Source organism: Mycobacterium branderi (assembly GCF_010728725.1).
Classification (GTDB): Bacteria; Actinomycetota; Actinomycetes; order Mycobacteriales; family Mycobacteriaceae; genus Mycobacterium; species Mycobacterium branderi.
In genome coordinates this window covers 1885409-1911344 of the sequence record NZ_AP022606.1, presented here as the reverse complement: position 1 = coordinate 1911344, position 25936 = coordinate 1885409, and the positions used below count along the sequence as shown (strand labels likewise).

25 protein-coding genes, 1 pseudogene and 1 riboswitch are annotated in these 25936 nt (G+C 67.5%); of the genes and pseudogenes, 9 read left to right on the top strand and 17 right to left on the bottom strand.

Annotation, left to right across the window (positions count from 1 at the left end):
• Positions 1-26 precede the first annotated feature (26 nt).
• On the top strand, positions 27-353 hold the full coding sequence (locus G6N47_RS09850; RefSeq protein WP_139799418.1) for a DUF732 domain-containing protein: 327 nt from the start codon (positions 27-29) through the stop codon (positions 351-353).
• A gap of 4 nt (positions 354-357) precedes the next feature.
• Here the strand turns inward: G6N47_RS09850 and G6N47_RS09845 are convergent, their stop codons facing one another.
• Positions 358-984, bottom strand: coding sequence for a carbonic anhydrase (locus G6N47_RS09845; RefSeq protein ID WP_083131134.1), 627 nt, complete (start codon positions 982-984; stop codon positions 358-360).
• Between G6N47_RS09845 and G6N47_RS09840 the strand changes: the two genes are divergently transcribed.
• Positions 983-1885 (top strand): HhH-GPD family protein, encoded by a 903-nt coding sequence (locus G6N47_RS09840; protein ID WP_083131135.1) that lies wholly within the window; start codon positions 983-985, stop codon positions 1883-1885. The two genes, G6N47_RS09845 and G6N47_RS09840, sit on opposite strands and share 2 nt — an antisense overlap.
• Here the strand turns inward: G6N47_RS09840 and G6N47_RS09835 are convergent.
• The gene (locus G6N47_RS09835; protein WP_083131246.1) at positions 1865-2629 is read right to left on the bottom strand and encodes an alpha/beta fold hydrolase; all 765 of its coding nucleotides are present in this window, start codon (positions 2627-2629) and stop codon (positions 1865-1867) included. The genes G6N47_RS09840 and G6N47_RS09835 overlap by 21 nt on opposite strands.
• 23 nt (positions 2630-2652) lie before the next feature.
• On the opposite strand from G6N47_RS09835, the gene mhuD reads away from it, so the two are divergent.
• The 3 genes and pseudogenes from mhuD to nicT form a co-directional block, all read left to right on the top strand.
• On the top strand, positions 2653-2970 hold the full coding sequence (mhuD, locus tag G6N47_RS09830) for a mycobilin-forming heme oxygenase MhuD (protein ID WP_045382847.1): 318 nt from the start codon (positions 2653-2655) through the stop codon (positions 2968-2970).
• A complete protein-coding gene (locus tag G6N47_RS09825; protein ID WP_139799433.1) occupies positions 2954-4312 on the top strand; it encodes a serine hydrolase in 1359 nt (452 codons plus the stop codon). Before mhuD ends, G6N47_RS09825 begins: the two co-directional genes overlap by 17 nt.
• A riboswitch (cobalamin riboswitch) is annotated at positions 4303-4506 on the top strand. Its footprint overlaps the gene before it by 10 nt.
• Positions 4465-5532, top strand: a pseudogene (gene nicT / locus G6N47_RS09820) (Nickel transporter NicT); the annotation flags it as partial. It overlaps the preceding riboswitch by 42 nt.
• Before the next feature lie 70 nt (positions 5533-5602).
• On the opposite strand, the gene clpC1 reads toward nicT, so the two are convergent.
• The 15 genes from clpC1 to G6N47_RS09745 all read right to left on the bottom strand — a co-directional run bounded on the left by clpC1 (position 5603) and on the right by G6N47_RS09745 (position 21186).
• Positions 5603-8158, bottom strand: a complete 2556-nt coding sequence (gene clpC1, locus G6N47_RS09815) for an ATP-dependent protease ATP-binding subunit ClpC (protein WP_083131137.1) — start codon at positions 8156-8158, stop codon at positions 5603-5605.
• A 301-nt stretch (positions 8159-8459) separates the two neighbouring features.
• Complete coding sequence (gene lsr2 / locus G6N47_RS09810; protein ID WP_045382835.1) at positions 8460-8795, bottom strand: histone-like nucleoid-structuring protein Lsr2; 336 nt, start codon at positions 8793-8795, stop codon at positions 8460-8462.
• A gap of 118 nt (positions 8796-8913) precedes the next feature.
• Complete coding sequence (lysS, locus tag G6N47_RS09805; RefSeq protein WP_083131138.1) at positions 8914-10413, bottom strand: lysine--tRNA ligase; 1500 nt, start codon at positions 10411-10413, stop codon at positions 8914-8916.
• 24 nt (positions 10414-10437) lie between these two features.
• Positions 10438-11253: a type III pantothenate kinase gene (locus tag G6N47_RS09800; RefSeq protein WP_083131139.1), complete on the bottom strand. Its 816-nt coding sequence runs from the start codon at positions 11251-11253 to the stop codon at positions 10438-10440.
• Positions 11254-11255: 2 nt separating this feature from the next.
• Positions 11256-11663, bottom strand: coding sequence for an aspartate 1-decarboxylase (panD, locus tag G6N47_RS09795; protein WP_083131248.1), 408 nt, complete (start codon positions 11661-11663; stop codon positions 11256-11258).
• Positions 11663-12577: a pantoate--beta-alanine ligase gene (gene panC, locus G6N47_RS09790; RefSeq protein ID WP_139799434.1), complete on the bottom strand. Its 915-nt coding sequence runs from the start codon at positions 12575-12577 to the stop codon at positions 11663-11665. Before panC ends, panD begins: the two co-directional genes overlap by 1 nt.
• A 2-nt stretch (positions 12578-12579) precedes the next feature.
• Complete coding sequence (locus G6N47_RS09785; RefSeq protein WP_083131141.1) at positions 12580-13467, bottom strand: Rossmann-like and DUF2520 domain-containing protein; 888 nt, start codon at positions 13465-13467, stop codon at positions 12580-12582.
• 116 nt (positions 13468-13583) lie between these two features.
• A complete protein-coding gene (locus G6N47_RS09780) occupies positions 13584-14885 on the bottom strand; it encodes a DUF6779 domain-containing protein (protein ID WP_083131249.1) in 1302 nt (433 codons plus the stop codon).
• A gap of 64 nt (positions 14886-14949) precedes the next feature.
• Positions 14950-15426 (bottom strand): DUF3180 domain-containing protein, encoded by a 477-nt coding sequence (locus G6N47_RS09775; protein ID WP_083131142.1) that lies wholly within the window; start codon positions 15424-15426, stop codon positions 14950-14952.
• Positions 15426-15950 (bottom strand): 2-amino-4-hydroxy-6-hydroxymethyldihydropteridine diphosphokinase, encoded by a 525-nt coding sequence (gene folK, locus G6N47_RS09770; protein WP_083131143.1) that lies wholly within the window; start codon positions 15948-15950, stop codon positions 15426-15428. Before folK ends, G6N47_RS09775 begins: the two co-directional genes overlap by 1 nt.
• 49 nt (positions 15951-15999) lie before the next feature.
• Positions 16000-16401 carry a dihydroneopterin aldolase gene (gene folB, locus G6N47_RS09765; protein WP_083131144.1) on the bottom strand — a complete coding sequence of 134 codons (402 nt, stop codon included), beginning with the start codon at positions 16399-16401 and terminating at the stop codon, positions 16000-16002.
• Positions 16394-17188, bottom strand: coding sequence for a dihydropteroate synthase (gene folP / locus G6N47_RS09760; protein WP_443677617.1), 795 nt, complete (start codon positions 17186-17188; stop codon positions 16394-16396). Before folP ends, folB begins: the two co-directional genes overlap by 8 nt.
• Positions 17189-17199: 11 nt before the next feature.
• Positions 17200-17808: a GTP cyclohydrolase I FolE gene (gene folE / locus G6N47_RS09755; protein WP_083131145.1), complete on the bottom strand. Its 609-nt coding sequence runs from the start codon at positions 17806-17808 to the stop codon at positions 17200-17202.
• A 17-nt stretch (positions 17809-17825) separates the two neighbouring features.
• Positions 17826-20144 (bottom strand): ATP-dependent zinc metalloprotease FtsH, encoded by a 2319-nt coding sequence (gene ftsH / locus G6N47_RS09750; protein WP_083131146.1) that lies wholly within the window; start codon positions 20142-20144, stop codon positions 17826-17828.
• Positions 20145-20298: 154 nt separating this feature from the next.
• On the bottom strand, positions 20299-21186 hold the full coding sequence (locus tag G6N47_RS09745; protein WP_083131147.1) for a LysR family transcriptional regulator: 888 nt from the start codon (positions 21184-21186) through the stop codon (positions 20299-20301).
• A gap of 71 nt (positions 21187-21257) precedes the next feature.
• On the opposite strand from G6N47_RS09745, the gene G6N47_RS09740 reads away from it, so the two are divergent.
• The 4 genes from G6N47_RS09740 to G6N47_RS09725 are packed head-to-tail and all read left to right on the top strand — an operon-like array spanning position 21258 to position 25936.
• Complete coding sequence (locus tag G6N47_RS09740) at positions 21258-22730, top strand: GMC family oxidoreductase (RefSeq protein ID WP_083131148.1); 1473 nt, start codon at positions 21258-21260, stop codon at positions 22728-22730.
• 40 nt (positions 22731-22770) lie between these two features.
• Entirely contained in the window at positions 22771-23742 is a 972-nt protein-coding gene (locus tag G6N47_RS09735; RefSeq protein ID WP_083131149.1) for an alpha/beta fold hydrolase, read from the top strand.
• A complete protein-coding gene (locus G6N47_RS09730) occupies positions 23739-24932 on the top strand; it encodes an LLM class flavin-dependent oxidoreductase (protein WP_083131150.1) in 1194 nt (397 codons plus the stop codon). The genes G6N47_RS09735 and G6N47_RS09730 overlap by 4 nt, the downstream gene beginning before the upstream one ends.
• A complete protein-coding gene (locus G6N47_RS09725) occupies positions 24932-25936 on the top strand; it encodes a zinc-binding dehydrogenase (protein WP_083131151.1) in 1005 nt (334 codons plus the stop codon). The genes G6N47_RS09730 and G6N47_RS09725 overlap by 1 nt, the downstream gene beginning before the upstream one ends.

The following is a 25936-nucleotide window of genomic DNA, read 5'->3' as shown; positions in this document are numbered from 1 at the left end:
GGTTCGGTCACTAACGTGGCCAGGCGGTGAAGATATCGTTGTGCGCCTTCGCGGCAGTGTTGGCAATCGGCATGCTGCCCACAGCGGTCGCACATGCGGATTCGGCCGATGACACTTTCCTCAAAGCCCTTGCCGATCAGGGGATTACCGGAGACCCCGCAGAGCTGATCGCAGCGGGTCGCGGCGTTTGCGACAACGTTTCCCGGCTTGCCACCGGACCACCGCGGTGGGCCAAGTGGTCGGCGCTAAGCCCTGTCATGGGCGCGCTGCAGCTCAATCCCTGGCAAGCGGGATTCGTCATCAGCGCCGCCGAAAGCGCCTACTGCCCGCAATACCTCGGGCTCGGACGGTGACCCACTACGACACCTCGTCGCCGATCTCGCCGATGTGGTTGCGCAGTACCGCCCGCCCGTCGGCCAGGTGGTAGGTGACTCCGGCGATCGCCAGCGTGCCCGCGGCGACTCGTTCGGCGATGGCCGTCGACCGCGCCAGCAGCTGCGCGCCGGTCTCGACCACGTGCCGCGCCTCGAACTCGTCGACCCGGCTCAGGCCCTCCCGACGGCCCAGCAGGATGGACGGCGTCACCCGCTCGACCAGGTCACGCACATAGCCGCCGGGCAGCGCGCCGTCGTCGAGTGCCGACAGCGTCGCCTTCACCGCACCGCAGCTGTCGTGGCCGAGGACCACGATCAGCGGCACGTCGAGCACCGTCACCGCGAACTCGATCGAGCCCAGCACCGCGGAGTCGATCACGTGCCCCGCGGTGCGCACCACGAACACGTCGCCCAGGCCCTGGTCGAAGATGATCTCGGCGGCCACCCGGCTGTCGCCGCAGCCGAACACCACCGCGGTGGGCTTTTGGCCCTCGGCCAGTTTGGCCCGGTGCTCGATGCTCTGGCTGGGGTGTTCGGGCTTGCCGGCGACAAACCGCTCGTTACCCTCTTTAAGTGCCTTCCACGCGGTTATGGGATTGGTATTGGGCATGGCGCACATTCTGCCGTACGCGCCGATGAACGTCTCTCCCGAGGACCTGCTGAGCTGGTACGAGAGATCGCGGCGCGACCTGCCGTGGCGCGATCCCGGCGTCAGTCCGTGGCAGATCCTGGTCAGCGAGTTCATGCTCCAGCAGACGCCGGTGGCCCGGGTGCTGCCCATCTGGACGGAGTGGGTGGCGCGCTGGCCCACACCATCGGCGACGGCGGCGGCCAGCGCCGCCGATGTGCTGCGCGCCTGGGGCAAACTGGGTTATCCAAGGCGGGCCAAGCGCCTGCATGAATGCGCCACCGTGATCGCACGCGACTATGACGATGTGGTTCCCGACGACGTCGACACCCTGATGACGCTGCCGGGGGTCGGGTCCTACACTGCGCGGGCGGTGGCGTGTTTCGCCTACCGCCAGCCGGTGCCGGTGGTGGACACCAACGTGCGCCGGGTGATGGCCCGCGCCGTGCACGGCCGAGCCGATGCCGGCACGCCCTCGGCGGTGCGTGATCACGCCGACGTCACCGCGTTGTTGCCGGAAAACGGAGTGGCGCATCAATTTTCGGCGGCGTTGATGGAACTGGGCGCGACGGTGTGCACCGCTCGGACGCCGAGATGCGGACTGTGCCCGGTTTCCCGCTGCCGATGGCGGCAAGCCGGATATCCCCCGGCGGACGGACCGGCACGACGCCCGCAAACCTACGCCGGCACCGACCGCCAGGTCCGCGGGAGGCTGCTGGATGTGTTGCGGGACAACACCTCTCCGGTTACTCGAGCGCAGCTGGACGTGGCCTGGCTGACCGATACCGAGCAGCGCGACCGCGCGCTGGACTCGCTTCTCGCCGACGGCCTGGTGACACGGATGCCCGACGGCCGCTACGCCCTAGTCGGCGACGCTCCTTAAGAAGGATTCCACCGCTTCGCGGTAGACCTCCGGTGCGTCGTCGTGCACCAGATGGCCGGCTTCGGGAACCCGCAAATAGGTTGTCCGATAGCCGGTTTCGCTCATCTGACGCATCTGGCCGGGCGGCGTGACCGAGTTGCCGGCTTCGATGAGCAGCGCCGGCGACCGCACCGCCTTCCATTGCGCCCAGTAGTCGCGGGTGCCCCACTCGGCGGCGATCTCGATCCATCGCTCGACATGCCCGTGCAGCCGCCAGCCAGTCGCGGTGCGGTCGAAGGATTCCAGGAAGTACCGGCCGGCGATGTCCCCGAACTCGGCGAATACCTGTTCGGCAGACTCGAATTCGACGGGCAGGGCGTGCAGCCACGGCTCCCAGGGACCCGTGGTGCGGCCGCGGAAATCCGGCGCCATGTCCTCGACCACGAGCGCCGACACCAGGTCGGGCCGCTCGGCGGCCAGGCACCACGAGTGCAATGCGCCCATCGAATGGCCGACCAGGTGCGCCGGTGTACCGAGAGTGGCCACCGCGTCGCCGAGGTCGGCCACGAAGCGTTCGGTGCTGATCGGGTGCGGATCGGCGACGTCGCGGCCGCGGTGCCACGGCGCGTCATAGGTGTACACGGCGCCCAGACGGGTCAGCCAGGGCAGCTGACGCGACCACGTGGTCCCCCGCCCCATCAGCCCGTGCACCAGCACCACCGGCTGCCCGCGCCCACCGCGATGGGTCAACAGGTCGCCGGTCATGTCGGGCACGGTAGCCTGACGGCATGCCAGTGGTGAAGATCAACGCAATCGAGGTGCCTGCCGACGCGGGACCCGAGCTGGAGAAGCGGTTCGCACACCGCGCGCACGCCGTCGAGAACTCGCCCGGATTCCTCGGCTTCCAGCTACTTCGCCCGGTCAAGGGCGAAGACCGCTACTTCGTGGTCACCCAGTGGGAATCCGAAGAAGCCTTCCAGGCCTGGGCCACTGGGCCCGCGATCGAGGCTCACGCCGGCCACCGGGCCAACCCGGTGGCGACTGGGGCGTCGCTGCTGGAATTCGAGGTTGTGCTGGACGTTGCCGGCTCTGGCTCCAAGGCTTAGCCCACGCCGGGGACGGCACCGCGCGGCGGCACTGGGCGCCGTCGCTACGCTGGTCACCGCCCTGGCGCCGGGTTGCAGCCCACCACCCACACCGTCCGCAAACGCCGCCGACGCCGGTGTTCGGATAGACACCCGGACGCCGCCCGGCATGCGAGCCAAGCAGACCGTCGACATGCTCAACTCGGACTGGCCGATCGGCCCGGTCGGAGTGCGCACCCTGGCCGCCCCGGACATGGTCGAGTCGGTCGAGCACTCGATGGAAGAACTCTGGTGGGACCGTCCCTTCACCGTGGGCGATGTCGCGATCAGCGCCGGCGCGGCCACCTTGCAACTCATCACGTCCTACGGCGCGCGGCAGTCCGTCCGGATTCACACCGACGACGCCACTTTGGTCGACGGGTTCGACGTCACCACGCAGGCACCCGTCATCTCCTCCTGGCGTGATGTAGACGCCACGTTGAGGAGGACCGGCGCCCGCTATTCGTGGCAAGTCGCCAAGGTCGACGACGGCAACTGCGATCGGGTGGCGGGCACCAATACCGCCCAATCTCTGCCGCTGGCTTCGATTTTCAAGTTGTACGTGCTCTACGCCGTGGCCCAGGCGGTCAAGGACGGAACGGTTTCCTGGGACGACCAGTTGACCGTCACCGACAAGGGCAAGGCGGTCGGTTCCGGATTGGAATTGCCGGTGGGAGCGCATGTTTCGGTACGCACCGCTGCCGAGAAGATGATCGCCACCAGTGACAACATGGCCACGGACCTGCTGATCGGAAAAGTTGGACCACACGCTGTCGAGAACGCATTGGTCGCGGCGGGGCATCACGATCCGGCCAGCATGACTCCGTTCCCGACGATGTACGAGTTGTTCTCAGTCGCCTGGGGAAAGCCCGATGTGCGTGAGCAGTGGAAGCAGGCCGCCAACCCGCAGGCTCGCGCCCAGTTGCTGCAACAGGCCAATTCCCGGGTCTACCAACCTGATCCGACGCGCGCGCACACCCCGGCGTCGGGTTTCGGCGCGGAATGGTATGGCAGCGCCGAGGACATCTGCCGTGTGCATGCGGCGCTGCAGGCCGGCGCGGTCGGCAAGGCAGCGCCCGTCAAGCAGATCATGTCCGCGGTGCCCGGTGTCGACCTGGACCGGCGGGTGTGGCCCTACATCGGGGCCAAAGCCGGTGGCCTGCCGGGTGACTTGACGTTCAGTTGGTACGCCGTGGACCACACGGGTCAGCCGTGGGTGGTCAGCTTCCAGCTGAACTGGGGCCGCGACCACGGGCCGCGGGTGACCGGCTGGATGCTGCAGATTGCCAAGCAGGTCTTCGCGCTGCTGCCGACATCACGCTAGTCTTTCGCGGTAGTCATGTGACGGCGAGGAAACCGGTGCATATTCCGGTGCGGTCGCGCCACTGTGACCAGCGCTTGACGCTGGAAGCCAGACCTTCGCGTCACATCGCGGATGAGGACGCGTAATCCTCGGAAGGCGGTCTGATGTTTCGGTTAGCTTCAACGGGCTGGACTCGCCGCGACCGAATCGAGATCAGTGTGCTGCTGGGCGCGATCGCGCTCATGCATCTCGTCGGCTTCGTGACGTTGTTCATGATCATCGCGCCGCGCCACTATCACGCCGGAAGCCAGATCTTCGGTGCCGGTTTGGGGCTCACCGCCTATTTGTTCGGGCTGCGGCATGCATTCGACGCCGACCATATCGCCGCGATCGACAACACCACGCGCAAGCTGATGACCGACGGCCACAAGCCGAAATCCGTCGGGTTCTGGTTCGCCATGGGCCATTCCACGATCGTGCTGGTGATGGCGGTGCTGGTCATCGTCGGCGCCCAGGCGCTCGGTGCTCTGGTCGACGACGAGTCGCCAACCAGGCATGCGCTCGGCTTCGCCGGCACCTTGGCCTCCGGGTTGTTCCTCTACCTCATCGCGGCGATGAACATCATTGCGTTGATCGGGATATCGCGCGCCTTCACCAAGCTGCGCCGCGGCGACTATTCCGACGAAGAACTCGAAGCCACCTTGAACGACCGCGGTTTTTTGGCCCGGCTGCTGCGCCCCGTCATGAATCGCGTCAAACACCCGGTGCAGATTTATCCCGTCGGGCTGTTATTCGGGCTCGGTTTCGACACCGCCACCGAGGTCGCGCTGTTGGCCCTGGCCGGCACGGGCGCCGCCGCCGGCCTGCCCTGGTACGCCGTCCTGGTGTTGCCACTGCTGTTCGCGGCCGGCATGAGCCTGATGGACACCCTCGACGGGCTGCTGATGACGGCCGCCTACGACTGGGCGTTCACGGCGCCGGTCCGCAAGATCTACTACAACCTGACGGTGACCGGCTTGTCGATCGCGGTGGCGCTGCTGATCGGCTCGATCGAACTGGTGTCGATACTGCACGACGACCTCAATTGGGTTGATCCCGTTACGAGTTGGATCAGCGGCATCGACCTCAACAACGCCGGCCTGGCGATCGTCGGGCTGTTCGCCGTCACCTGGATCGGTGCGATCGCCTATTGGAAGCTGGCAGGAGTCGAAACACGCTGGCAGCCGGCACCGCCGGAATAAACCGCGAGTGGCCACCTAAGGCACGCGATTTGGCGAAAAGCGTGCGATAAGTGGCCACCCGCGCAGCGGTTTACTCGGTGCCTGCGCTGTGCGCTCCGCCCGCGCTGTGCGCGCCAGCCTTGGCCAGATCCGGCTCGACCGGCTCCACGGGCTTGGGGCTCCCGGTGAACGTGAACTTGGCGTCCTCGCCGGAGCCTTCGCCGTCCCAGTTGTCCACGTCGACGGTGACGACCTGGCCCGGGCCCACCTCCTCGAAGAGGATCTTCTCGGAGAGCGCGTCCTCGATCTCGCGCTGGATGGTGCGCCGCAGCGGACGAGCACCCAGCACCGGGTCGAAGCCCCGCTTGGCCAACAGCGCCTTGGCCTTGTCGGTCAGCACCAGCGCCATGTCCTTGCTCTTGAGCTGCTTTTCCACCCGGCCGATCATCAGCTCGACCATCCGGATGATCTCGTCGCGAGTCAGCTGGTGGAAGACGATGATGTCGTCGATCCGGTTGAGGAACTCCGGACGGAAGTGCTTCTTGAGCTCGTCGTTGACCTTCTGCTTCATCCGCTCGTAGTTGTTCTCACCGCCACCCTGCGAGAAGCCCAGGCCCACCGCTTTGGAGATGTCGGCGGTGCCGAGGTTGGACGTGAAGATCAGCACGGTGTTCTTGAAGTCGACCGTGCGGCCCTGCCCGTCGGTGAGCCGGCCGTCCTCGAGGACCTGCAGCAGGCTGTTGTAGATATCCTGGTGCGCCTTCTCGATCTCGTCGAACAGCACGACGGAGAACGGCTTGCGCCGCACCTTCTCGGTGAGCTGGCCGCCCTCCTCGTAGCCGACATATCCCGGCGGGGCACCGAACAGCCGCGACGCGGTGAACCGGTCGTGGAACTCGCCCATGTCGATCTGGATCAGCGCGTCGTCGTCGCCGAACAGGAACTCCGCCAACGCCTTGGACAGCTCGGTCTTACCGACCCCGGACGGGCCGGCGAAGATGAACGAGCCCGACGGGCGCTTGGGGTCCTTCAGGCCCGCCCGGGTGCGACGGATCGCCTTGGAGACGGCCTTGACGGCGTCCTCCTGGCCGATGATGCGCTTGTGGATCTCCTCTTCCATGCGCAGCAGCCGGGTGGTCTCGGCCTCGGTGAGCTTGAACACGGGGATACCGGTCCAGTTGCCCAGCACCTCGGCGATCTGCTCGTCGTCGACCTCGGCAACCACGTCGAGATCGCCTGAGCGCCACTGCTTTTCGCGCTCGGCGCGCTGCGCCACGAGCTGCTTTTCGCGGTCGCGGAGGCTGGCCGCCTTCTCGAAGTCCTGCGCATCGATCGCGGACTCCTTCTCGCGGCGGGCCTCGGCGATCTTCTCGTCGAACTCGCGCAGGTCCGGCGGCGCGGTCATCCGGCGGATCCGCATCCGGGCACCGGCCTCGTCGATCAAGTCGATCGCCTTGTCCGGCAGGAACCGGTCGTTGATGTAGCGGTCGGCCAGTGTGGCCGCGGCCACCATCGCGGAATCGGTGATCGACACCCGGTGGTGCGCCTCGTAGCGGTCGCGCAGACCCTTGAGGATCTCGATGGTGTGCTCGACTGTCGGCTCACCGACCTGCACCGGCTGGAAGCGACGCTCCAGCGCGGCGTCCTTCTCGATGTACTTGCGGTACTCGTCGAGCGTGGTGGCGCCGATGGTCTGCAGCTCACCACGAGCCAGCTTGGGCTTCAGGATGCTCGCCGCGTCGATGGCACCCTCGGCGGCACCGGCGCCGACCAGCGTGTGCAGCTCGTCGATGAACAAGATGATGTCGCCGCGGGTGTTGATCTCCTTGAGCACCTTCTTCAGGCGCTCTTCGAAGTCACCGCGGTAGCGCGAGCCGGCCACCAGCGAACCCAGGTCCAGCGTGTAGAGCTGCTTGTCCTTCAGCGTCTCCGGGACCTCGCCGTGCACGATGGCCTGTGCCAGGCCCTCCACAACGGCGGTCTTGCCGACGCCGGGCTCGCCGATCAGCACCGGGTTGTTCTTGGTGCGCCGGGAAAGCACCTGCATCACCCGCTCGATTTCCTTCTCCCGGCCGATGACCGGGTCGAGCTTGCCCTCCATCGCCGCCGCGGTCAGGTTGCGGCCGAACTGGTCGAGCACCAACGACGTCGACGGCGACCCGGACTCGCCGCCGCGGCCACCCGTGCCCGCTTCGGCCGTCTCCTTGCCCTGGTAGCCACTCAGCAGCTGGATCACCTGCTGACGAACCCGAGTGAGCTCCGCGCCGAGCTTCACCAGCACCTGGGCCGCGACGCCTTCACCCTCACGGATCAGGCCCAGCAGAATGTGCTCGGTGCCGATGTAGTTGTGGCCGAGTTGCAGCGCCTCCCGAAGGGAGAGCTCCAACACCTTCTTGGCGCGCGGCGTGAACGGAATGTGGCCCGACGGCGCCTGCTGGCCCTGGCCGATGATTTCCTCGACTTGGCTTCGCACGCCTTCGAGCGAGATGCCCAGCGATTCCAGCGACTTGGCGGCGACGCCTTCACCCTCGTGGATCAGGCCCAGCAGGATGTGCTCAGTGCCGATGTAGTTGTGGTTGAGCATCCGGGCCTCTTCCTGCGCCAGGACGACGACCCTGCGGGCACGGTCGGTAAATCTCTCGAACATTGGCGGTTACCTGCTCTCCCTCACCATCGGTACTGCGGCGGGCTTTAGGTCGATCCCTGCGTACCTGCCATCCACTGTAATGGGCGGCGCGCCGGGCTTCCTACCTCACGGTCGGCCGCGCCAAAGCGACACCAATGGCAACGCGGTAAATCGCTGAAACGTTTCCCGCGCTATCGGGTGATCAGTTCGCCACCAGCGAAAGAATTCCTAGGTCAGATCGCGCGGCTTTCCCCCTCGCCGCTGCGCGGCTGGGGGTGCCCCCACCTCATCGCGACTGCGCTCTGCATCGTCGCCACGCAGCTCAGGTGGCAGCGTGGAATGCGTCGATCACGTCGGCCGGGATGCGGCCACGGGTCGAGACGTTGTGCCCGTTGCGGCGAGCCCATTCGCGGATCGCAGCACTCTGTTCGCGGTCGATGGCCCCGCGGCCGCGACCGGAGGAACGTCCGCGGCGGCGGCCGCCTACCCGACGACCGGCATCGACCCACTTCTTCAGGTCACTACGCAGTTTGTTGGCATTCTTGCTTGAAAGATCAATCTCATAGGTCACTCCGTCGAGCCCGAATTCGACGGTTTCGTCGGCGGCGCCCTCACCGTCGAAATCATCGACCAAAGTGACGGTCACTTTCTTCGCCATTAGCTCCCTCGACTTCTTCCTGTGCACTTACTGTGCACGTCACATTGTCCGCCCCGTGGCACTAATCTGCCATAACTGTGCATGGTATTCAATACCACGATCACGACCGCGAAGTAGTTCAGTTGGTGTGCGGACGAACAATCGGGAACAAAACTGTCTCTCTAATTGACAGGCCAGTCAAAGCCATCAACAACCGATCGATACCCATTCCGGTTCCGGTGCACGGTGGCATCGCGTACTCGAGCGCGGCCAAAAAATCCTCGTCGAGCACCATCGCCTCGTCATCGCCCGCGGCGGCCGCGCGCGCCTGAGCTGCGAATCGCTCGCGCTGCACCACCGGGTCGATCAATTCGGAGTATCCGGTGGCCAGTTCGACACCGCGCAGGTACAAATCCCATTTCTCGGTGACACCGGGGACGCTGCGGTGCTGCCGGGTCAAAGGCGTTGTCTCCACCGGGAAATCGCGGACAAAGGTGGGTGCGGTAAGCCTGGCGCCGACGGTGTGTTCCCAGAGTTCCTCGACGAGCTTGCCGTGCCCATAACCGCGGTCGGCCGGTATCTCGACACCGAGTCGTTCGGCGATGCGCAGCAAGTGCTCGACAGCGGTCTGCGGTGTGATCTCTTCACCGAGCGCTTCGGATAGCGACGGATACATTTGTATCGAGGCCCATTCTCCGTCGATGTCATAGATACTGCCATCTGGCAACGGAAGTTGTCGTGTACCGATCGCCTCGTCGGCCACCTGTTGAATAAGCTCGCGGGTCACAACTGCCGAATCGTCATACGTTCCATACGCCTGGTAGGTCTCCAGCATGGAGAATTCCGGCGAATGGGTGGAATCGGCTCCTTCGTTTCGGAACACGCGATTAAGTTCGAACACCTTGTCAAACCCGCCGACGACACAGCGCTTGAGGAACAGTTCCGGCGCGATCCGCAGGTAGAGATCGATGTCCAGTGCATTGGAGTGCGTGACGAACGGCCGGGCCGCCGCACCGCCGGCCAATGTCTGCAACATCGGCGTCTCGACCTCGAGAAAGCCACGCTGCTCGAGCGCGTTGCGTATCGCACGCACAACGGCAATTCGCTGACGTGCGACGGTGCGGGCCTGCGGGCGAACGATGAGGTCGACGTAGCGCTGGCGCACCCGCGATTCTTCGTTCATTTCTTTGTGCGCGACCGGCAGCGGCCGCAGCGCCTTGGACGCCATGTGCCAGGAATCACCCAGCACCGATAGCTCGCCGCGCCGTGAGCTGATCACCTCGCCGTGCACAAAGACGATGTCGCCGATGTCGACGTCGGCCTTCCACGCGTCCAGCGCTTCGGCGCCAACACCCGCAAGGCTGATCATCACCTGCAGCTGGGTACCGTCGCCCTCTTGCAGCGTCGCGAAGCACAATTTGCCGGAATTGCGGATGAATATCACCCGCCCGGCTACGCCGACGACTTCGCCGGTGGTGGCATCTGCCGGCAGGTCGGGGTAGGCGGCCCGAATCTGGGCCAGCGTGTGGGTGCGTTCGACGACGACGGGGTACGGGTCGTGGCCCTCCGCCAGCAGCCGAGCACGCTTGTCGCGGCGGATTCGATACTGCTCGGGAATATCCGGATCGGCGGAGTTCACGACGTGCCAGCTTAAAACAGCCCGTTAGCGGGCCGTCTTGAGCCGTCCGCGCTGGCTGTCGCGGTTGCGCTCGAACACCAACCGCAGCCCGTGAAGCGTGAGGTGCTGGTCGTAGTGGTCGACGCAGTGCAGTTCGGGCAACAGCAGCGGCGCGGTGTGCCCGGTGGCCACCACCGCGACGTCGTCGCCGGCGAAGCCGTCCACGTCGTCGCGAACCCGGCCGACCAACCCGTCGACAAGCCCGGCAAAGCCGAACACCGCGCCGGCCTGCATGCACTCGACGGTGTTCTTGCCGACCACCGAGCGGGGGCGGGACAGCTCGACCCGCCGTAACGCCGCCGACCGCGCCGCCGCGGCGTCAGACGACACCTGCACGCCGGGCGCGATGGCCCCGCCCAGGAATTCACCCTTGGCCGAGACCACGTCCACACAAATCGACGAACCGAAATCGATCACGATCGCCGCCGATTTGTATTTCTGAAAAGCCGCCAGGCAGTTGACAATCCGGTCGGCACCCACTTCTTTGGGGTTGTCGACCAGCAGCGGGATGCCCGTCCGCACTCCGGGTTCGATCAGGACGTTGGGCACCGACGGCCAGTACTGGTCGAGCATGACCCTGACCTCATGCAGCACCGACGGAACGGTGGACAGCGCGGCGGCGCCGGTGAGCCGTTCGGAATCGTCGCCGATCAGTCCGTCGATGGTCAGCGCCAGTTCGTCGGCCGTCACTTCGGCTTCCGTGCGGATCCGCCACTGCTGCACCACCTTCGCGTGCTCTCCTGCTCCCGAGAGCAGCCCGACGACGGTGTGCGTGTTGCGGACGTCGATCGCGAGTAGCACGACTACCGCGGTGAGAGCAGGTCGGATGCGTCGTCGGGCACGAACGCCGGGTCGTGGCCCAGGTCTACCGGGCGGTTGGCGCCGTCGACGAACACGATCCGCGGCTGGTAGCTGCGGGCTTCGGCGTCGTCCATGGTCGCATAGGCGATCAGGATCACCAGGTCACCGGGGTGCACGAGATGTGCTGCGGCGCCGTTGATTCCGATGACACCACTGCCGCGCTCCCCGGTGATGGCGTAGGTGACCAGCCGGGCGCCGTTGTCGATGTCGACGATGGTCACCTGCTCGCCCTCGAGGAGGTCGGCGGCGTCCATCAAGTCGGCGTCGATGGTCACCGATCCGACGTAGTGCAAGTCGGCTTGTGTGACGGTCGCCCGGTGGATCTTCGACTTGAGCATTGTCCGTAACATCAGTTCCTCCAGCATGTTTCGAGTCGACCGTCGGCTGCGACGGTAGTTCCGACATTGATGGCGATGTTGTCGAGAAGCCTGGTGGTGCCGAGTCGCGCCGCGACCAGCAGCCTTGCCGGGCCGTGGCTGGGCGCCGGCCCAAGGGCCGGGTCGCGCAATTGCAGGTAGTCGACGTCGATCGCGGGTACCGCCGACAGCACGGCACGCGCCGCGTCCAGAGCGGCCTGCGCACCGGCAGGCGCGGCGTGCATACCGGCGAGCAGCGCCGCCGACAGCGTGCCTGCGAGTTCCCGCTGCGCCGGGTCGAGGTAGCGGTTGCGGGAAGACATTGCCAGCCCGTCGGTTTCGCGCACGATCGGCACACCGACGACTTGCACGTCGATGTTCAGGTCGGTGACCATCTGCCGGACCAGCACGAGCTGCTGATAGTCCTTCTCGCCGAAGAAGATCCGGTCCGGACGCACGATCTGCAGCAGTTTCAGGACCACGGTCAGCATGCCCGCGAAATGTGTTGGGCGCGCGGCACCTTCGAGCTCAGTTCCCAGCGGGCCGGGCTGCACTGCGGTACGCGGCCCGTCGGGATACATCGCCGCGGCGGTCGGCGTGAAAGCCACCTCGACTCCTTCGCCGCGCAGCAGCGCCAGGTCGTCGTCAAGGGTCCGCGGGTAGGCGTCGAGGTCTTCGCCGGTGCCGAACTGCAGGGGGTTGACGAAGATCGACACCACGACGACCGCGCCGGGCACTCGTTTTGCGGCGCGGACCAGAGCCAAGTGGCCGTCGTGCAGCGCGCCCATGGTGGGCACCAGCATCACGCGCCGCCCTGTGTGGCGCAGCGCCCGGCTGACGGCGGCCACGTCGGCGGGCGCGGCATAGACGTTGAGCTCCCCGGCGCTGAATTTCGCCGTCGTGTTCATGCTCATCGCGCCAGCACCTCGAAGACGTCGGCGGGGGCGTGCGCCCGCTCCGCCGTGCGCAGGGCATTCACCCGGTACGCCTGAGCCAGCCGCGGGTCGACCGCGGCCAGCGCGTCCAGGTGCGCGACGAGCGCCTCGGCGTCACCGCGCGCGACCGGCCCGGTGAGCGCGGCCTGACCGCGCTGCAGGGTGTTTTCCAGCGCCGCTCGGGCCAGCGGCCCCAGGACCCGTTCGGCGATGCCGTCGGGGTCGTCGAGCCCGAGTTCCCCGGGCAGCGCCGCCCGCAACGCGTCCAGTGCGTCGCCGAGCACCGTGACGAGGTGGTTGGCGGCGTGGGCCAGCGCGGCGTGATACAGCGGGCGGGCGTCTTCGCGGACCCGGAACGGCTCGCCGCCGATCTCCAGGACCAGCGACTGCGCGATCGCATAGCCGATCTCGTCGGCCGCGGTGATCCCGAAGCAGGCGTCGGACAGCCGGGCGATGTCCTCGTCGGACCCGGTGAACGTCATCGCCGGGTGAATCGCAAGCGGGGTGCAGTCGGCCAGTGGGGCCAGCACGCCGACGCCGTTGGCGCCGGACGTGTGGGCCACGATCGTGCCGGGCCGCACCGCGCAGGTGGCCGCCAAGCCGGACACCAGCCCGGCTAATTCGGTGTCGGGCACCGCCAACAGCAGCAGTTCGGCACTGCTGGCCACTTCGGGGACGGGGAAGATCGGGGTGTCGGGAAGCCGGCGCTGCGCCCGCTCCCGCGATGCCCGGGAGATGGCGCTGCATGCCACCACGACATGGTCGACGCGCTCCAGCGCGACCCCTAACGCGGTGCCTACCCGGCCCGCGGAGATGATTCCCACCTTGAGCCGGGCCGGGCGCAATCCGTCGAACTGCACCATCGCAGACGACCCTCGCAAGTTCCTTAGTTCGTTCCAGTCCCGCGTGGCGGGTACCGGACGGTCACGAAGACTTTACCTGGCGGATGACCTCTACCGCGACGTGGCGTTCGCCACGCTCAGTCCTCGCGGCGCCGGCGCCGACCGCCCCCGGTCGGGGTCGCCTGCAGCCGCGCCAGCAGTTCAGCGACCGACTGGCCACCGGTTTGCGGGCCGTCGGCATCCGCCGCCTCGGCGCTGCGGTGGCGCGCCGCGGGCTGCGGCGACGACATGACCGGTGCCGCGTGGGACGGCTCCTGGCTGGCCTCCGCGGAGTGGCGGGCGCGTGCCCGCCGGCCCGAATCGCCGTACTGCCAACCTGATTCCGTTTCTTTGGGCGGCGTCGGCCCGGGCTCGGACGAGCTGGAGTGCCGGCCTCGCCGCTCGGCGGGCGGCGGCGTGGCCAGGGTGGGCTCGCGGACACTGGTGTCCTCGGTCGCGGTGTTGCGCTCCGGCGGCGCCGCCCAATTGCTGACGGGCTGCCAGTCGGTGGCCGACGGCGGCGGAGCAGGCTGCGGCTGTGGCGGCGGCATGGGCGGCGGCTCGGGGGCAGGAGGCGGCGGAGGCGGCGGCTCGTAGTAGCGACGGGAGCGTGGCTGCGGCTGCGGCTCGTAGCGATCTTGCGGTGCCCAGCCGCTGCTCGGCGGCGCAGGCTCCGGTGACGTCCAGCGTCCAGCCGACGGCTGCTGATCTGGCGCTGGCCGGGTATTGCGCTCGGGCTGCTGCCATGGTGCGGCGCGGTACGGCTCGGCGCCTTGGTAGCTCGGTGGCGGCAGCAGGGGCTCCTCCGGCACGTCGATGATCGCGCTGTCGTCAGTGCCGGCGGGCGGCTGTTCCGCCCGGACCGATGCGACCCGATTTACGCGGTCGCGCGGGCTTTCGGGTTCCCGGTCCCACTCGCTGTAGCCGCGCACAGTCGTGCGCTCGGTCTCCAGCGCCGGGCGGTGGTTCAGGTCGGTGTCGAAGAGGATCTCGAGGTTGGTGCGCAGCGCCGACAGCTCGGCCCGCAGCGCCGCCACCTCGTCGGCGGCCTGGGCTCGCAATTCGGAGGCCAGCTCGCGGCGCAGCTGGGACTCCACCGTCAGCTCGTACTCGCGGCGGGCCGAGATCTCCCGGTCCAGTTGGAGGTCGTAGACCAGCTTGAGGTCGCGCACCCGCGCCTGGTCCACGTCGCTTTGCCGGCGATAGATCACCGACACGAATGCGGCGACGACGGCCGCCCACAGCGCCAGGATCACCGCGAGTTTGAGAAGCTCCACCCGGTTGGTGAAAACCAACGCGGAACTGGCCCCAATGGCGAGCACCAGCAACGCCGTCAACAGCAGCCAGCCCGGCCTGCGGCCGCCGCGCCGGACCCGGGCGCCGCGGGACAGAACGGTCATGGCCCGACTGTACCGGGCCGAGGTCATTGCGCGTGTCGCCGCACTCCGGCGATTCTCGGGCGCGTTAGCTCTCGGCGCCCTCGCCGCGCTCGCCCGGGTCTTGCGGCGAGCGGCAGCAATGTTGGAGCCACAGCGCGGCAACCACCAGAGCCAGCGCGCTGACGGCCGCGACCGCCGTGCCGGCGGTGTCTTCTCCGGCCACCCGCAGCCATGACCGTCGCGGCAGCAGGTATGCCAGCACCCCGACCCACCACCCCAGCACCAGCGCGCCCACCCACGCCGACGCCTTGGCGATCATCAGGCTGCGGGCCACCGCCAGCGGGTGCAGCCAGCCGGGCCCGTCGCCGATCTCGCCGTCGCTGATCTTGGTCCGCACGTAGCGCGCCCAGCCCGCCTCCGCCACCGCAACGGCGAGCAGCGACAGCCCGGTCCACACCGTGATCGGCGGAAACCACCGGTAGGTCAGCACCACCACCAGATAGCCGACCACCGCAGCGCCGATCACCGCGGCCGTCAGGTCACGTTTGCGGGTGGGTCCCATCAGACGTCTCGCGGGTGAAGCGCCAACGTGGTCATCCGGACACCGGCGCGATCGGCCGGATCCAGCTCGTCCAGCAGCTTGGCGACGGGCCGGCGCCGGCCGGCCACCGTCAGTTCCGCGCCGGGATCGACGGCCAGCCAGGGCACCAGCACGAAGGCCCGCAGATGAGCCAAAGGGTGCGGCAACGTCAAACCGTCCGCGCGGGAGAACAACTCGGTGCCGTCGTCATAGCAGGCGACCAGGTCGACGTCGAGGGTGCGCGGCCCCCAGCGCTGACCCCGCACCCGGTCGGCCGCCTCCTCCATCTCCTGGGCACGATGCAACCAGCCCTGCCCGTCGAGCGCGGGATCCTCGGCGATCAGCACAGCGTTGAGGAACGGTCCCTGCTCCACGCCGCCCCAGGCGGCCGTCTCGTAGACCGGGGACACCGCTTGCACCGCGTCGCCGAGCCGGTCGAGCACCGACTGCAGCCGGGCCAGCCGGTCGCCGAGGTTCGAGCCGATCGACAAGACGACGGTACTCACGGGCGCCGCTCCTCCTCATCGCTGCGCTCTGCATCGTCGCCGGCGCGACTCATACGGCGCCTCCCGCCGGAATCACCGATCCGCGGCCGCCGCGCCGCGACCGCCGCGCCACGACGGCCACGTCGGCAAAGGTCTGCGGGATCGGGGCGTGCGGTTTGTGCACGGTCACCTCGACGGCGTGAACTCGCTTGTCGGCCATCACATCCTCGGCGATCTCGCCTGCGACGGTTTCGATCAGGTTGCGGGCCGGCCCGGCGACGATGTCGGCCGCCCGCTGGGCCAGTACCCCGTAGTCGTAGGTGTCGGACAGGTCGTCGCTGGCGGCGGCGTCGACCAGGTCGATCCACACGGTGATGTCGACGACGAAGTCCTGGCCGTCGGTTCGCTCGTGGTCGAAGACTCCGTGCCGACCGCGAACGGTCAAGCCGCGCAACTCGATTCGATCAGCCACTGGCCCAGGCCTCCAGTACCTTGAGTGCGTCGACGGTGGCTCGCACGTCGTGCACGCGCACCCCCCAGGCGCCGTGCAGCGCAGCAAGAACCGACACCACCGCGGTCGCGGTCTCGCGCCCGTCGGGCGGCCTGGGCACGCCGTCGGGACCGGCCAGCAGCGTACCGAGGAACCGTTTGCGCGACGCCCCGACCAGGACGGGCACACCGGTGTCGACCAGCCGGGGCAGCGCATGCAGTAGGGCCCAATTGTGTTGTCCTGTCTTGGCGAATCCGAGTCCGGGATCGATGATCAGCTTCGACGGGTCGACGCCGGAGCTGACGGCCACATCGACGCTGGACAGCAGTTCGGCGCGGACGTCGGCCACGATGTCGTCGTATTGCGGCACCTGGTGCGACACCGACCGCCAGTGCATCAGCACCCACGGCACCCCGGCTTCGGCCAGCAGCGGGGCCATCCCGGGATCGGCGCGGCCGCCGGACACGTCGTTGACGATCTGCGCGCCGCTGTCGAGCGCGGCCCGGGCCACGCCCGCGTGCATGGTGTCGATGCTGACCGTAACTCCTTCTGCGGCAAGGTCTTTGACGACGGGTACCACGCGGGCGGTCTCGATGTGCGGGTCGATCCGTGTCGCGCCGGGGCGGGTGGACTCTCCGCCGACGTCGATGATCGTCGCACCCTCAGCGGCCAGCGCCATGCCGTGCTCGACGGCGCGATCGGCGTTGAGATAACGCCCGCCATCCGAGAACGAGTCGTCGGTGACGTTCACCACTCCCATGACCTGGATGCGCGTCGTGCTCACTTGCGCAGGATGAGTTCGAGCGCCTCGGCTCGAGATGCCTGGCTGGTCTTGAACAGACCTCGCACCGCCGACGTGGTGGTGACCGCGCCGGGTTTGCGCACGCCGCGCATCGCCATGCACAGGTGCTCGGCCTCGATCACGACGATGACCCCGCGCGGATCGAGTTTGCGCATCAGCGCGTCGGCGATCTGGGCGGTGAGCCGCTCCTGCACCTGCGGGCGCTTGGCGTAGAGGTCGACCAGCCGGGCGATCTTCGACAACCCGGTCACCCGGCCGTCGTCGCCCGGGATGTAGCCCACGTGCGCCACACCGTGGAACGACACGAGATGGTGCTCGCACGTCGAGTACAGCGGTATCTCCTTGATCATCACCAACTCGTCGTGCTGCTCGTCGAAGGTGGTGTCCAGCACGGTGTCTGGGTCCGTGTAGAGCCCGGCGAACATCTCGCGGTAGGTGCGGGCGACCCGGGCCGGCGTGTCCTCCAAGCCGTGACGGTTGGGATCCTCGCCTATCGCGTACAACAGCTCGCGGATCGCGGCCTCGGCGCGAGCCTGGTCGAAGACCGGTCTGCGCAGGTTCGCGACGCGGGAATTGGGCTGCGCCATCCAAAGCCTCCGTTGTCTCAGCCGCGGGCCGGCGGGTTGGACCGGCTCGGATCCCCGCTCTGCTGATCAGGGGACGAACCGGTCTCCGATGCTGGCTTACCAGGCGGCGGGTACGGCGGATACGGGGGGTACGGCTGGGCGGGGTAGTGCGCAGGTGGCTGCGGCCAGTGGGCCGGCGGCGCCGACTGCGGCGGCGGGTACCAGTAGCCGGGCGGCTGCTGCGGCGGCCACCCGGGTGCGCGCCATCCGGCCGGCGCTCCGTAATCGGGCTGGGTGGGCTGGTGCGCCGGAACGGGCTCTGTGTGAGACCCGTTGGCGCCGTTGGTTGCTCGGTCCGACTCGGCTTGGGCGGCCTCGGCCGTCGCCTTGGCGATCGCGGCTTTGAACGCGGGCTCGGGCACCGGCGGGGGCCACGGTTCGCCGCGCTCTTTGGCCAACTCGCCGGGAGTTTTGATCGGCGGCTTGTCCGACGGGATGCGGCCGCCGAAATCGTCGAACATCGTTAGGCGCGGCCGCTTTTCGACGTCGGCGAAAATGGCCTCCAGCTCGGCGCGGTGCAGGGTTTCCTTCTCCAGCAGCTCGCCGGCCAGGGTGTCGAGCACGTCGCGGTATTCGGTGAGGATCTCCCAGGCCTCGGTGTGCGCGGCCTCGATGAGCTTGCGGATCTCCTCGTCGATTTCGCGGGCCACCTCGTGCGAGTAGTCCGGCTGGGTGCCCATGGTCCGGCCGAGGAACGGGTCGCCGTGTTCGGTGCCGTATTTGACCGCGCCCAGCCGCGAGCTCATCCCGAACTCGGTGACCATCGAGCGGGCGACCTGGGTGGCCTTTTCGATGTCGGACACCGCGCCCGTCGTCGGCTCGCGGAACACCAGCTCCTCGGCGGCGCGACCACCCATCGCGAACACCAGCTGCGCGATCATCTCCGAGCGGGTGCGCAGGCCTTTGTCTTCCTCGGGAACGGCGACGGCGTGCCCGCCGGTGCGGCCGCGGGCCAGGATGGTCACCTTGTAGATGGGCTCGATGTCGGGCATCGCCCAGGCCGCCAGCGTGTGCCCGCCCTCGTGGTAGGCGGTGATCTTCTTTTCCTGCTCGCTGATGATCCGGCCCTTGCGGCGGGGACCGCCGATCACCCGGTCGACCGCCTCCTCCAGCGCCGCGGCGGTGATGACGGTGCCGTTCTCGCGGGCGGTCAGCAGGGCGGCCTCGTTGATGACGTTGGCCAGGTCGGCGCCGGTCATGCCGACGGTCCGCTTGGCCAGCCCGTCGAGGTCGGCGTCGGGGCCGATCGGCTTGCCCTTGGAGTGCACTCGCAAGACGGCCCGACGGCCGGCCAGGTCGGGGTTGGACACCGGGATCTGGCGGTCGAAGCGGCCGGGCCGCAGCAGCGCAGGGTCGAGGATGTCGGGCCGGTTGGTGGCCGCGATGAGGATGACGCCGGCGCGCTCACCGAAGCCGTCCATCTCGACCAGCAACTGGTTCAGGGTCTGTTCGCGCTCGTCGTGGCCACCGCCCAGCCCGGCGCCGCGCTGGCGACCGACCGCGTCGATCTCGTCGACGAAGATGATGCACGGGCTGTTCTGCTTGGCCTGCTCGAACAGGTCACGCACCCGGGAGGCGCCCACACCGACGAACATCTCGACGAAGTCGGAACCCGAGATCGTGAAGAACGGCACCCCCGCCTCGCCGGCCACGGCACGGGCCAGCAGCGTCTTACCGGTTCCCGGCGGGCCGTAGAGCAGCACGCCCTTGGGGATCTTGGCGCCCAGGGCCTGGTACCGCGACGGGTTCTGCAGGAAGTCCTTGATCTCGTAGAGCTCCTCGACCGCTTCGTCGACGCCGGCGACGTCGGCGAACGTGGTCTTGGGCATGTCCTTGGAAAGCTGCTTGGCCCGCGACTTGCCGAAGCCGAAGCCCATCCGGGCGCCGCCCTGCATGCGGGAAAACATCACGAAGAGCCCAACCAGCAGCAGCAGCGGCAGCACGTAGATCAGCAGCGATCCCAGGATGTTGCCCTGGTTGACCACAGTGCTGACCTGGCTGTTTTTACTCCTCAGCGCGTCGAACAGCGGGACGGCGTAGCCGCTGGGGTACTTGGTGATGACCTTGTCGGACCCGTCGGTGTCGCTGTTTCCGCTTTTCAGAGTCAGCCGCAGCTGCTGTTCGCGGTCGTCGATCTGGGCGCTTTTGACGTTGTCGGCCTTGATCTGAGCCACCGCCACCGAGGTGTCGACGGGCTTGTATCCGCGGGTGTCGTCACTGAAATAGAAGAACGACCAGCCGAGCAGCAACACGACGGCGATCGCCGTGAGTGTGCGGATCACGTTTTTCCGGTTCATCAATCATCGGCCGTGGCCGGCCAGGTCCTTCCCCGATACACGCAGCTGGAATATCCCAGGCTACCGCCCATGGTCATAACTCGGCGCGCCCCCGTGGCGACCGCTCGGGCACACTGTTAGTCCAACGAACGAAGGTTCCCCGGGTGGGCGGCCGCTAGGCGCTGCCCAGCGCGGCGTGCACGGTGTCAGTGAAGCTTCGCACCAGTGGCCGACTGTTGGCGGCCATCACCACCATCGCGATGTGAGCCTCGACTGGCATGCCAATGATGTCGCGGTAGACGACACCGTCGACCCCGATGCTGCTGATCGAGCGCGGCACGAGGGACACGCCGATTCCGGCGGCGACAAGTCCGACGACTGTTGGCATCGCCGAGCATTCGTGGACAACGTCGGGCACGAACCCCGCCCGCCTACACGCACCCACGAGGTCGTCGTGAAACTCCGGCGCCGAGTCGTGGGGAAACAGCACGAATTCTTCGCCGGCTAAGTCGCCGAGGTGCAACGGCTGTCGTCGGCTGATCGCTTGTGAGGCAGGCAGCGCCGCCACCACCGGTTCGTGCCAGACGGTGGCCACGTCAAGGTCTGCGGCATCGGTGGGTGGACGGACGAACGCGACGTCGAGGCGCTGCTGACGGACGGCGGCGATGTGTTCGCGGCTGGCCCCCTCGACGAGCTCGAGTCGGGCCCGCGGCGAAGTGACGCGCCACCTCGGCACGATCCTCGGCAGCATCTCCATCGCCGCGGACGCCAGAAAGCCGACCCGCAGCGTGCCCGACTCTCCCGCAGCGGCCGCGCGTGCCGCATCAGCGGCCAGATCGGCTTGCCTGAGCGCCTCGCGAGCGGGCCCAAGCATCGCCGAACCGGCCTCGGTGAGCTCGACCTTGCGCCGATTGCGGTCGAACAGTTGCACGCCGACCTGGCGCTCCAGGCGCTGTATCTGCTGACTGAGCGGGGATTGGGCGATGTGCAACCGCTCTGCCGCGCGGCCGAAATGCAGCTCCTCGGCAAGGACGACGAAGGAGCGCAGATGGCGCAGCTCCATAAGATGGAAACCGTATCACCGATACTCCACTATGTCTGGATACCGGCATACAGGGTCGCAAGACTGGAACCATGAACGGCGAAATCGACACGATCATTGTCGGCGCCGGCTCAGCGGGGTCCGTGCTGACGGCCAGGCTGACCGAGGATCCGTCGCGCGGTGTGCTGCTCATCGAAACCGGCCCCGACTTCGGTAGCAATGAGAAGGACCAGCCCGTCGACGTCATCGACGCGGACGACTCCACGGCCACGGAATTCGATTGGCACCATCGCGGTACCGTGCTGGGCCGTGAGTTGCCGCTCTATGCGGGCAAGATCGTCGGCGGCAGCTCGGCGACCAACAACGTGATGGCACTGCGCGGCCACCGCGGCATCTACGACGATTGGGGAGCAGCCGGCTGGTCGTTTTGTGAGTTGTTACCGGCGTTCCGTCGCCTCGAACACGACATCGATTACCCCCGCAGCAGGTGGCACGGAGACGCGGGTCCCGTTCGTATCCGCCGCACAGCGGCCGAGGAGATGGCAGCGGCGCAGGAGGCGTTCATGACCAGCGCTGTGGCGGCGGGCCACCGGTCGGTGGACGACCACAACCACCCTTGCGCGGTCGGCGTCGGGGCGCTGCCCTTGAATCAGGTCGATGGCATCCGCCAATCGACCGCGCTGACCTACCTGCGGGCCGCGCGAGCGCGGCCCAACCTGCAGCTGCGATCGGCGGCGCAGGTGGATCGACTGCTTATCCGGCGCGGGGCCGTGCTCGGGGTCAAGCTGGTCGACGGCACCGACGTCTATGCCGATTCCGTGGTCCTGAGCGCCGGCGCTTTCGGCAGTCCGGCGATCCTCCTGCGCTCGGGCATCGGACCAGCCGACGACCTGCGGCCGCTCGGCATTCCGGTTGTGCTCGACCGGCCCGGCGTCGGACGCAATCTTCACGATCACCCGCTGGTGCGCATCGACTTCGCCACCGATGGCCCTCCCACGCAGCCGGTCCGACAGACGATCCTCACCGCCCACAGCGACGGCACCGGTGGCCCACCGGATCTGCAACTCTTCCCCAGCGGGCCGACACGAACGGGCGAAGCCACATTGCTGGTCAGCCTGCTGCGCCCGCAATCGCGCGGTCGGCTGCGGTTGACCAGCGCCGACCCGTCGGCGCCCCTCGCCATCGACCCCGGCTACCTGACAGATCCCGCCGATCTGACCCGCCTGGTCGCGGGCGTCGAGCTGGCCCGGCAGCTGGCTGCGACAGCACCGTTCAAGCGACACATCGGTAGCGCCACAGCCGCCTCCCAGCCACTAGTCTCACGACACGGCGACGAATTACGTTGCGCCGTAACCGATCACGTCAACGCCTACCACCATCCGGTAGGGACATGCCGGATGGGACGGAGCGACGACATGGCCGTCGTCGATCACACCGGCAGGGTGCACGGCGTGCAAAGGCTGCGGGTGATAGACGCCTCTATCTTTCCGGTCATTCCGGCAGCGAACACCAACGTGCCCACCTTGATGGCCGCCGAACACTTGGCACACACACTGCGGTGGTGACCCCTTCCCGACAGCGCCGCGCTGTGCTTTGGTGAGACACGTGCCTGATACCGTCCCGTCGACCGAGCGCATTATCGAAACCAACGGCGTCAAGTTGCACACCGTTGAAGCGGGCGAGCGCGGGGCGCCAGTCGTGGTGCTGGCGCATGGTTTTCCCGAGTTGGCCTACTCCTGGCGACACCAAATTCCGGTGCTCGCCGCTGCCGGATATCACGTGCTGGCCCCGGACCAGCGCGGCTACGGCCGCTCCAGCCGGCCCGACGAGATCTCCGCCTACAACATCGCCGATCTGTCCGCCGACCTCATCGGCCTGCTCGACGACGTCGGCGCCGAGCGGGCGGTGTTCGTCGGCCACGACTGGGGTGCCCCGGTCGCGTGGAGTTCGGCGCAGCTGCACCCGGACCGGGTGGCCGCGGTGGTGGGGCTGAGCGTCCCGGCGGTGCCGCGCGCCCAGGTGCCGCCGACGCAGGCGTTCCGCAAGCTCTTCGGCGACAACTTCTTCTACATGCTCTACTTCCAGGAGCCCGGCGTCGCCGACGAAGAGTTGGGTGCCGACCCGGCAAAGACCATGCGCCGGATGATGAGCAGCCTGACGGGCGACCGGGCGGCGGCGCTGCGGATGGTCCGGCCCGGGCCGGAGGGTTTCGTCGAGCGGCTGCCGGAGCCCGACGGCCTGCCGAGCTGGATCAGCGCCGAGGAACTCGACCATTACATCGCCGAGTTCAGCCGCACCGGCTTCACCGGCGGTCTGAACTGGTATCGCAATCTCGACCGCAACTGGGAGATCCTGGCCAATCCGGCGGCGCCGACGATTTCGGTGCCGGCCTTGTTCGTGGCGGGCGCCGACGACCCCGTGCTGACCTTCATGCGCCGTGAGCGTGCCTCGGAGGTGGTGACCGGCCCCTACCGGGAGGTGATCCTCGAGGGCGCCGGGCACTGGCTGCAGCAGGAACAGCCGGAGCGGGTCAACGAGGTGCTGCTGGACTTCCTGACGGGCCTGAAGCTGTCATGAACCGCCCGCTGAACTTCGGGGTCTTCATCACCCCGTTTCACCCCACAGGCCAATCCCCCACTGCCGCACTGGAATACGACATGGACCGGGTGGTCGCGCTGGATCGCCTCGGGTTCGACGAAGCCTGGTTCGGCGAGCATCACTCCGGCGGCTACGAACTGATCGCCTGCCCTGAGGTGTTCATCGCAGCGGCGGCTGAGCGGACCAAGCACATACGACTGGGCACCGGCGTGGTGTCGCTGCCGTACCACCACCCGCTGATGGTCGCAGATCGCTGGGTGCTCTTGGATCACCTGACCCGCGGCCGGGTGATGTTCGGCACGGGTCCGGGCGCGCTGCCGTCAGATGCCTACATGATGGGCATCGATCCGGTCGAGCAGCGACGGATGATGCAGGAGTCTCTCGAGGCGATCCTGGCGCTTTTCCGCGCCGAACCCGGCGAACGAATCAACCGGCACTCCGACTGGTTCACGTTGCGCGACGCCCAGCTGCACATCCGCCCCTACACCTGGCCGTATCCGGAAATATCCACGGCGGCAATGATTTCACCGTCGGGTCCGCGGCTCGCCGGTGCAATGGGCACGTCGCTGCTGTCGCTGTCGATGTCGGTGCCCGGCGGTTACGCCGCGCTGGAGAACACCTGGGAGGTGGTGCGCGACCAGGCTTCGAAAGTTGGCCGTGCGGAGCCGGACCGCACTGGCTGGCGGGTGCTGGGCATTGTGCATCTGGCCGACAGCCGCGACCAGGCGATCGACGACTGCACCTACGGGCTGCAGGACTTCGCCAAGTACTTCGGCGCGGCGGGGTTCGTGCCGCTGGCAAATCTGGTCGACGGCGCACAATCACCACGCGAGTTCGTCGAAGACTATGCGTCCAAAGGCAATTGCTGCATCGGCACGGCTGATGACTGCATCGCCTACATCGAGGACCTGGTTGACCGCTCCGGCGGCTTCGGCACGTTCTTGCTGCTCGGACACGACTGGGCCTCGCCTACCGCGACCTATCACTCGTATGAATTGTTCGCGCGCAAGGTGATTCCGCATTTCAAGGGACAGCTGGAGGCGCCGCGGGCGTCGCATGAGTGGGCGCGCGGCATGCGGGAGCAGTTGCTGGGTCGTGCCGGCGAGGCGGTGGTCAAGGCGATCAGCGAGCACACCGACGAACTCAAGATGGAAAGCGAGAAGGACTGATGCGCGCGGCGGTGCTGCACGACGGCCGCGTGGTATTCCGCGACGACGTTCCCGATCCGGTGCCTGGGCCGGGCCAGGTACTGGTCGGTGTGCGCTCGTGCGGAATCTGCGGTTCCGACCTGCATTTCGCTGCGCACGGCGGCGAATTGCTCTCGTTGGCCGCGCAAATGGGTGGCCCGACGGATGTGGACCTGGCTCGCGACATCATCATGGGTCACGAATTCAGCGCCGAGGTGCTCGAAGCAGGGCCCGACACCGACACACTTCGACCGGGCACCTTGGTCACATCGGTTCCGGCAGTGCTGTCGGCCGAGGGCGTCATACCAATTGGCTTCACCGACCGAGCGGCCGGCGCGTATGCGGAACGAATGCTGCTCTCGGCGCCGCTGCTACTGGCGGTGCCCAACGGTCTGGATCACCGGCACGCCGCGTTGACCGAGCCGATGGCCGTCGGGCTGCACGCAGTCAACAAGTCGGGGATTGAGCGCGGCGAGACCGCGCTGGTGCTCGGCTGCGGTCCGATCGGTATCGCGATCATTGCCGCACTGCAGGTACGCGGTGTGGAACCTATTGCGGCGTCGGATTTTTCACCGAAGCGACGTGAATTGGCGACGACCATGGGCGCACATCAGACGATCGATCCCGCCCAGGGTTCGCCGTTCGACACGGTCGCGCCGAAGGTGGTGTTCGAGGCGGTCGGGGTGCCGGGAATCATCGACGACGTGATGCGCCGTATCCCGTCGGGCAGTCGCATTGTGGTGGCCGGGGTATGCATGGAGCCCGACACTGTGCATCCATTCTTCGGCATTGCGAAAGAGATCAGCGTGCAGTTCGTTTACGCGTACGACCCGATGGAATTCGCTGAATCGCTGCGGGCGATCGCCGAGGGTGACATCGACGTTTCTCCTTTGATCACCGGCGAAGTCGGCTTGGACGGGGTGAGTCAGGCGTTCGACGACCTGGCCGATCCCGAGCGGCACTGCAAGATTCTCGTCAAGCCGTAG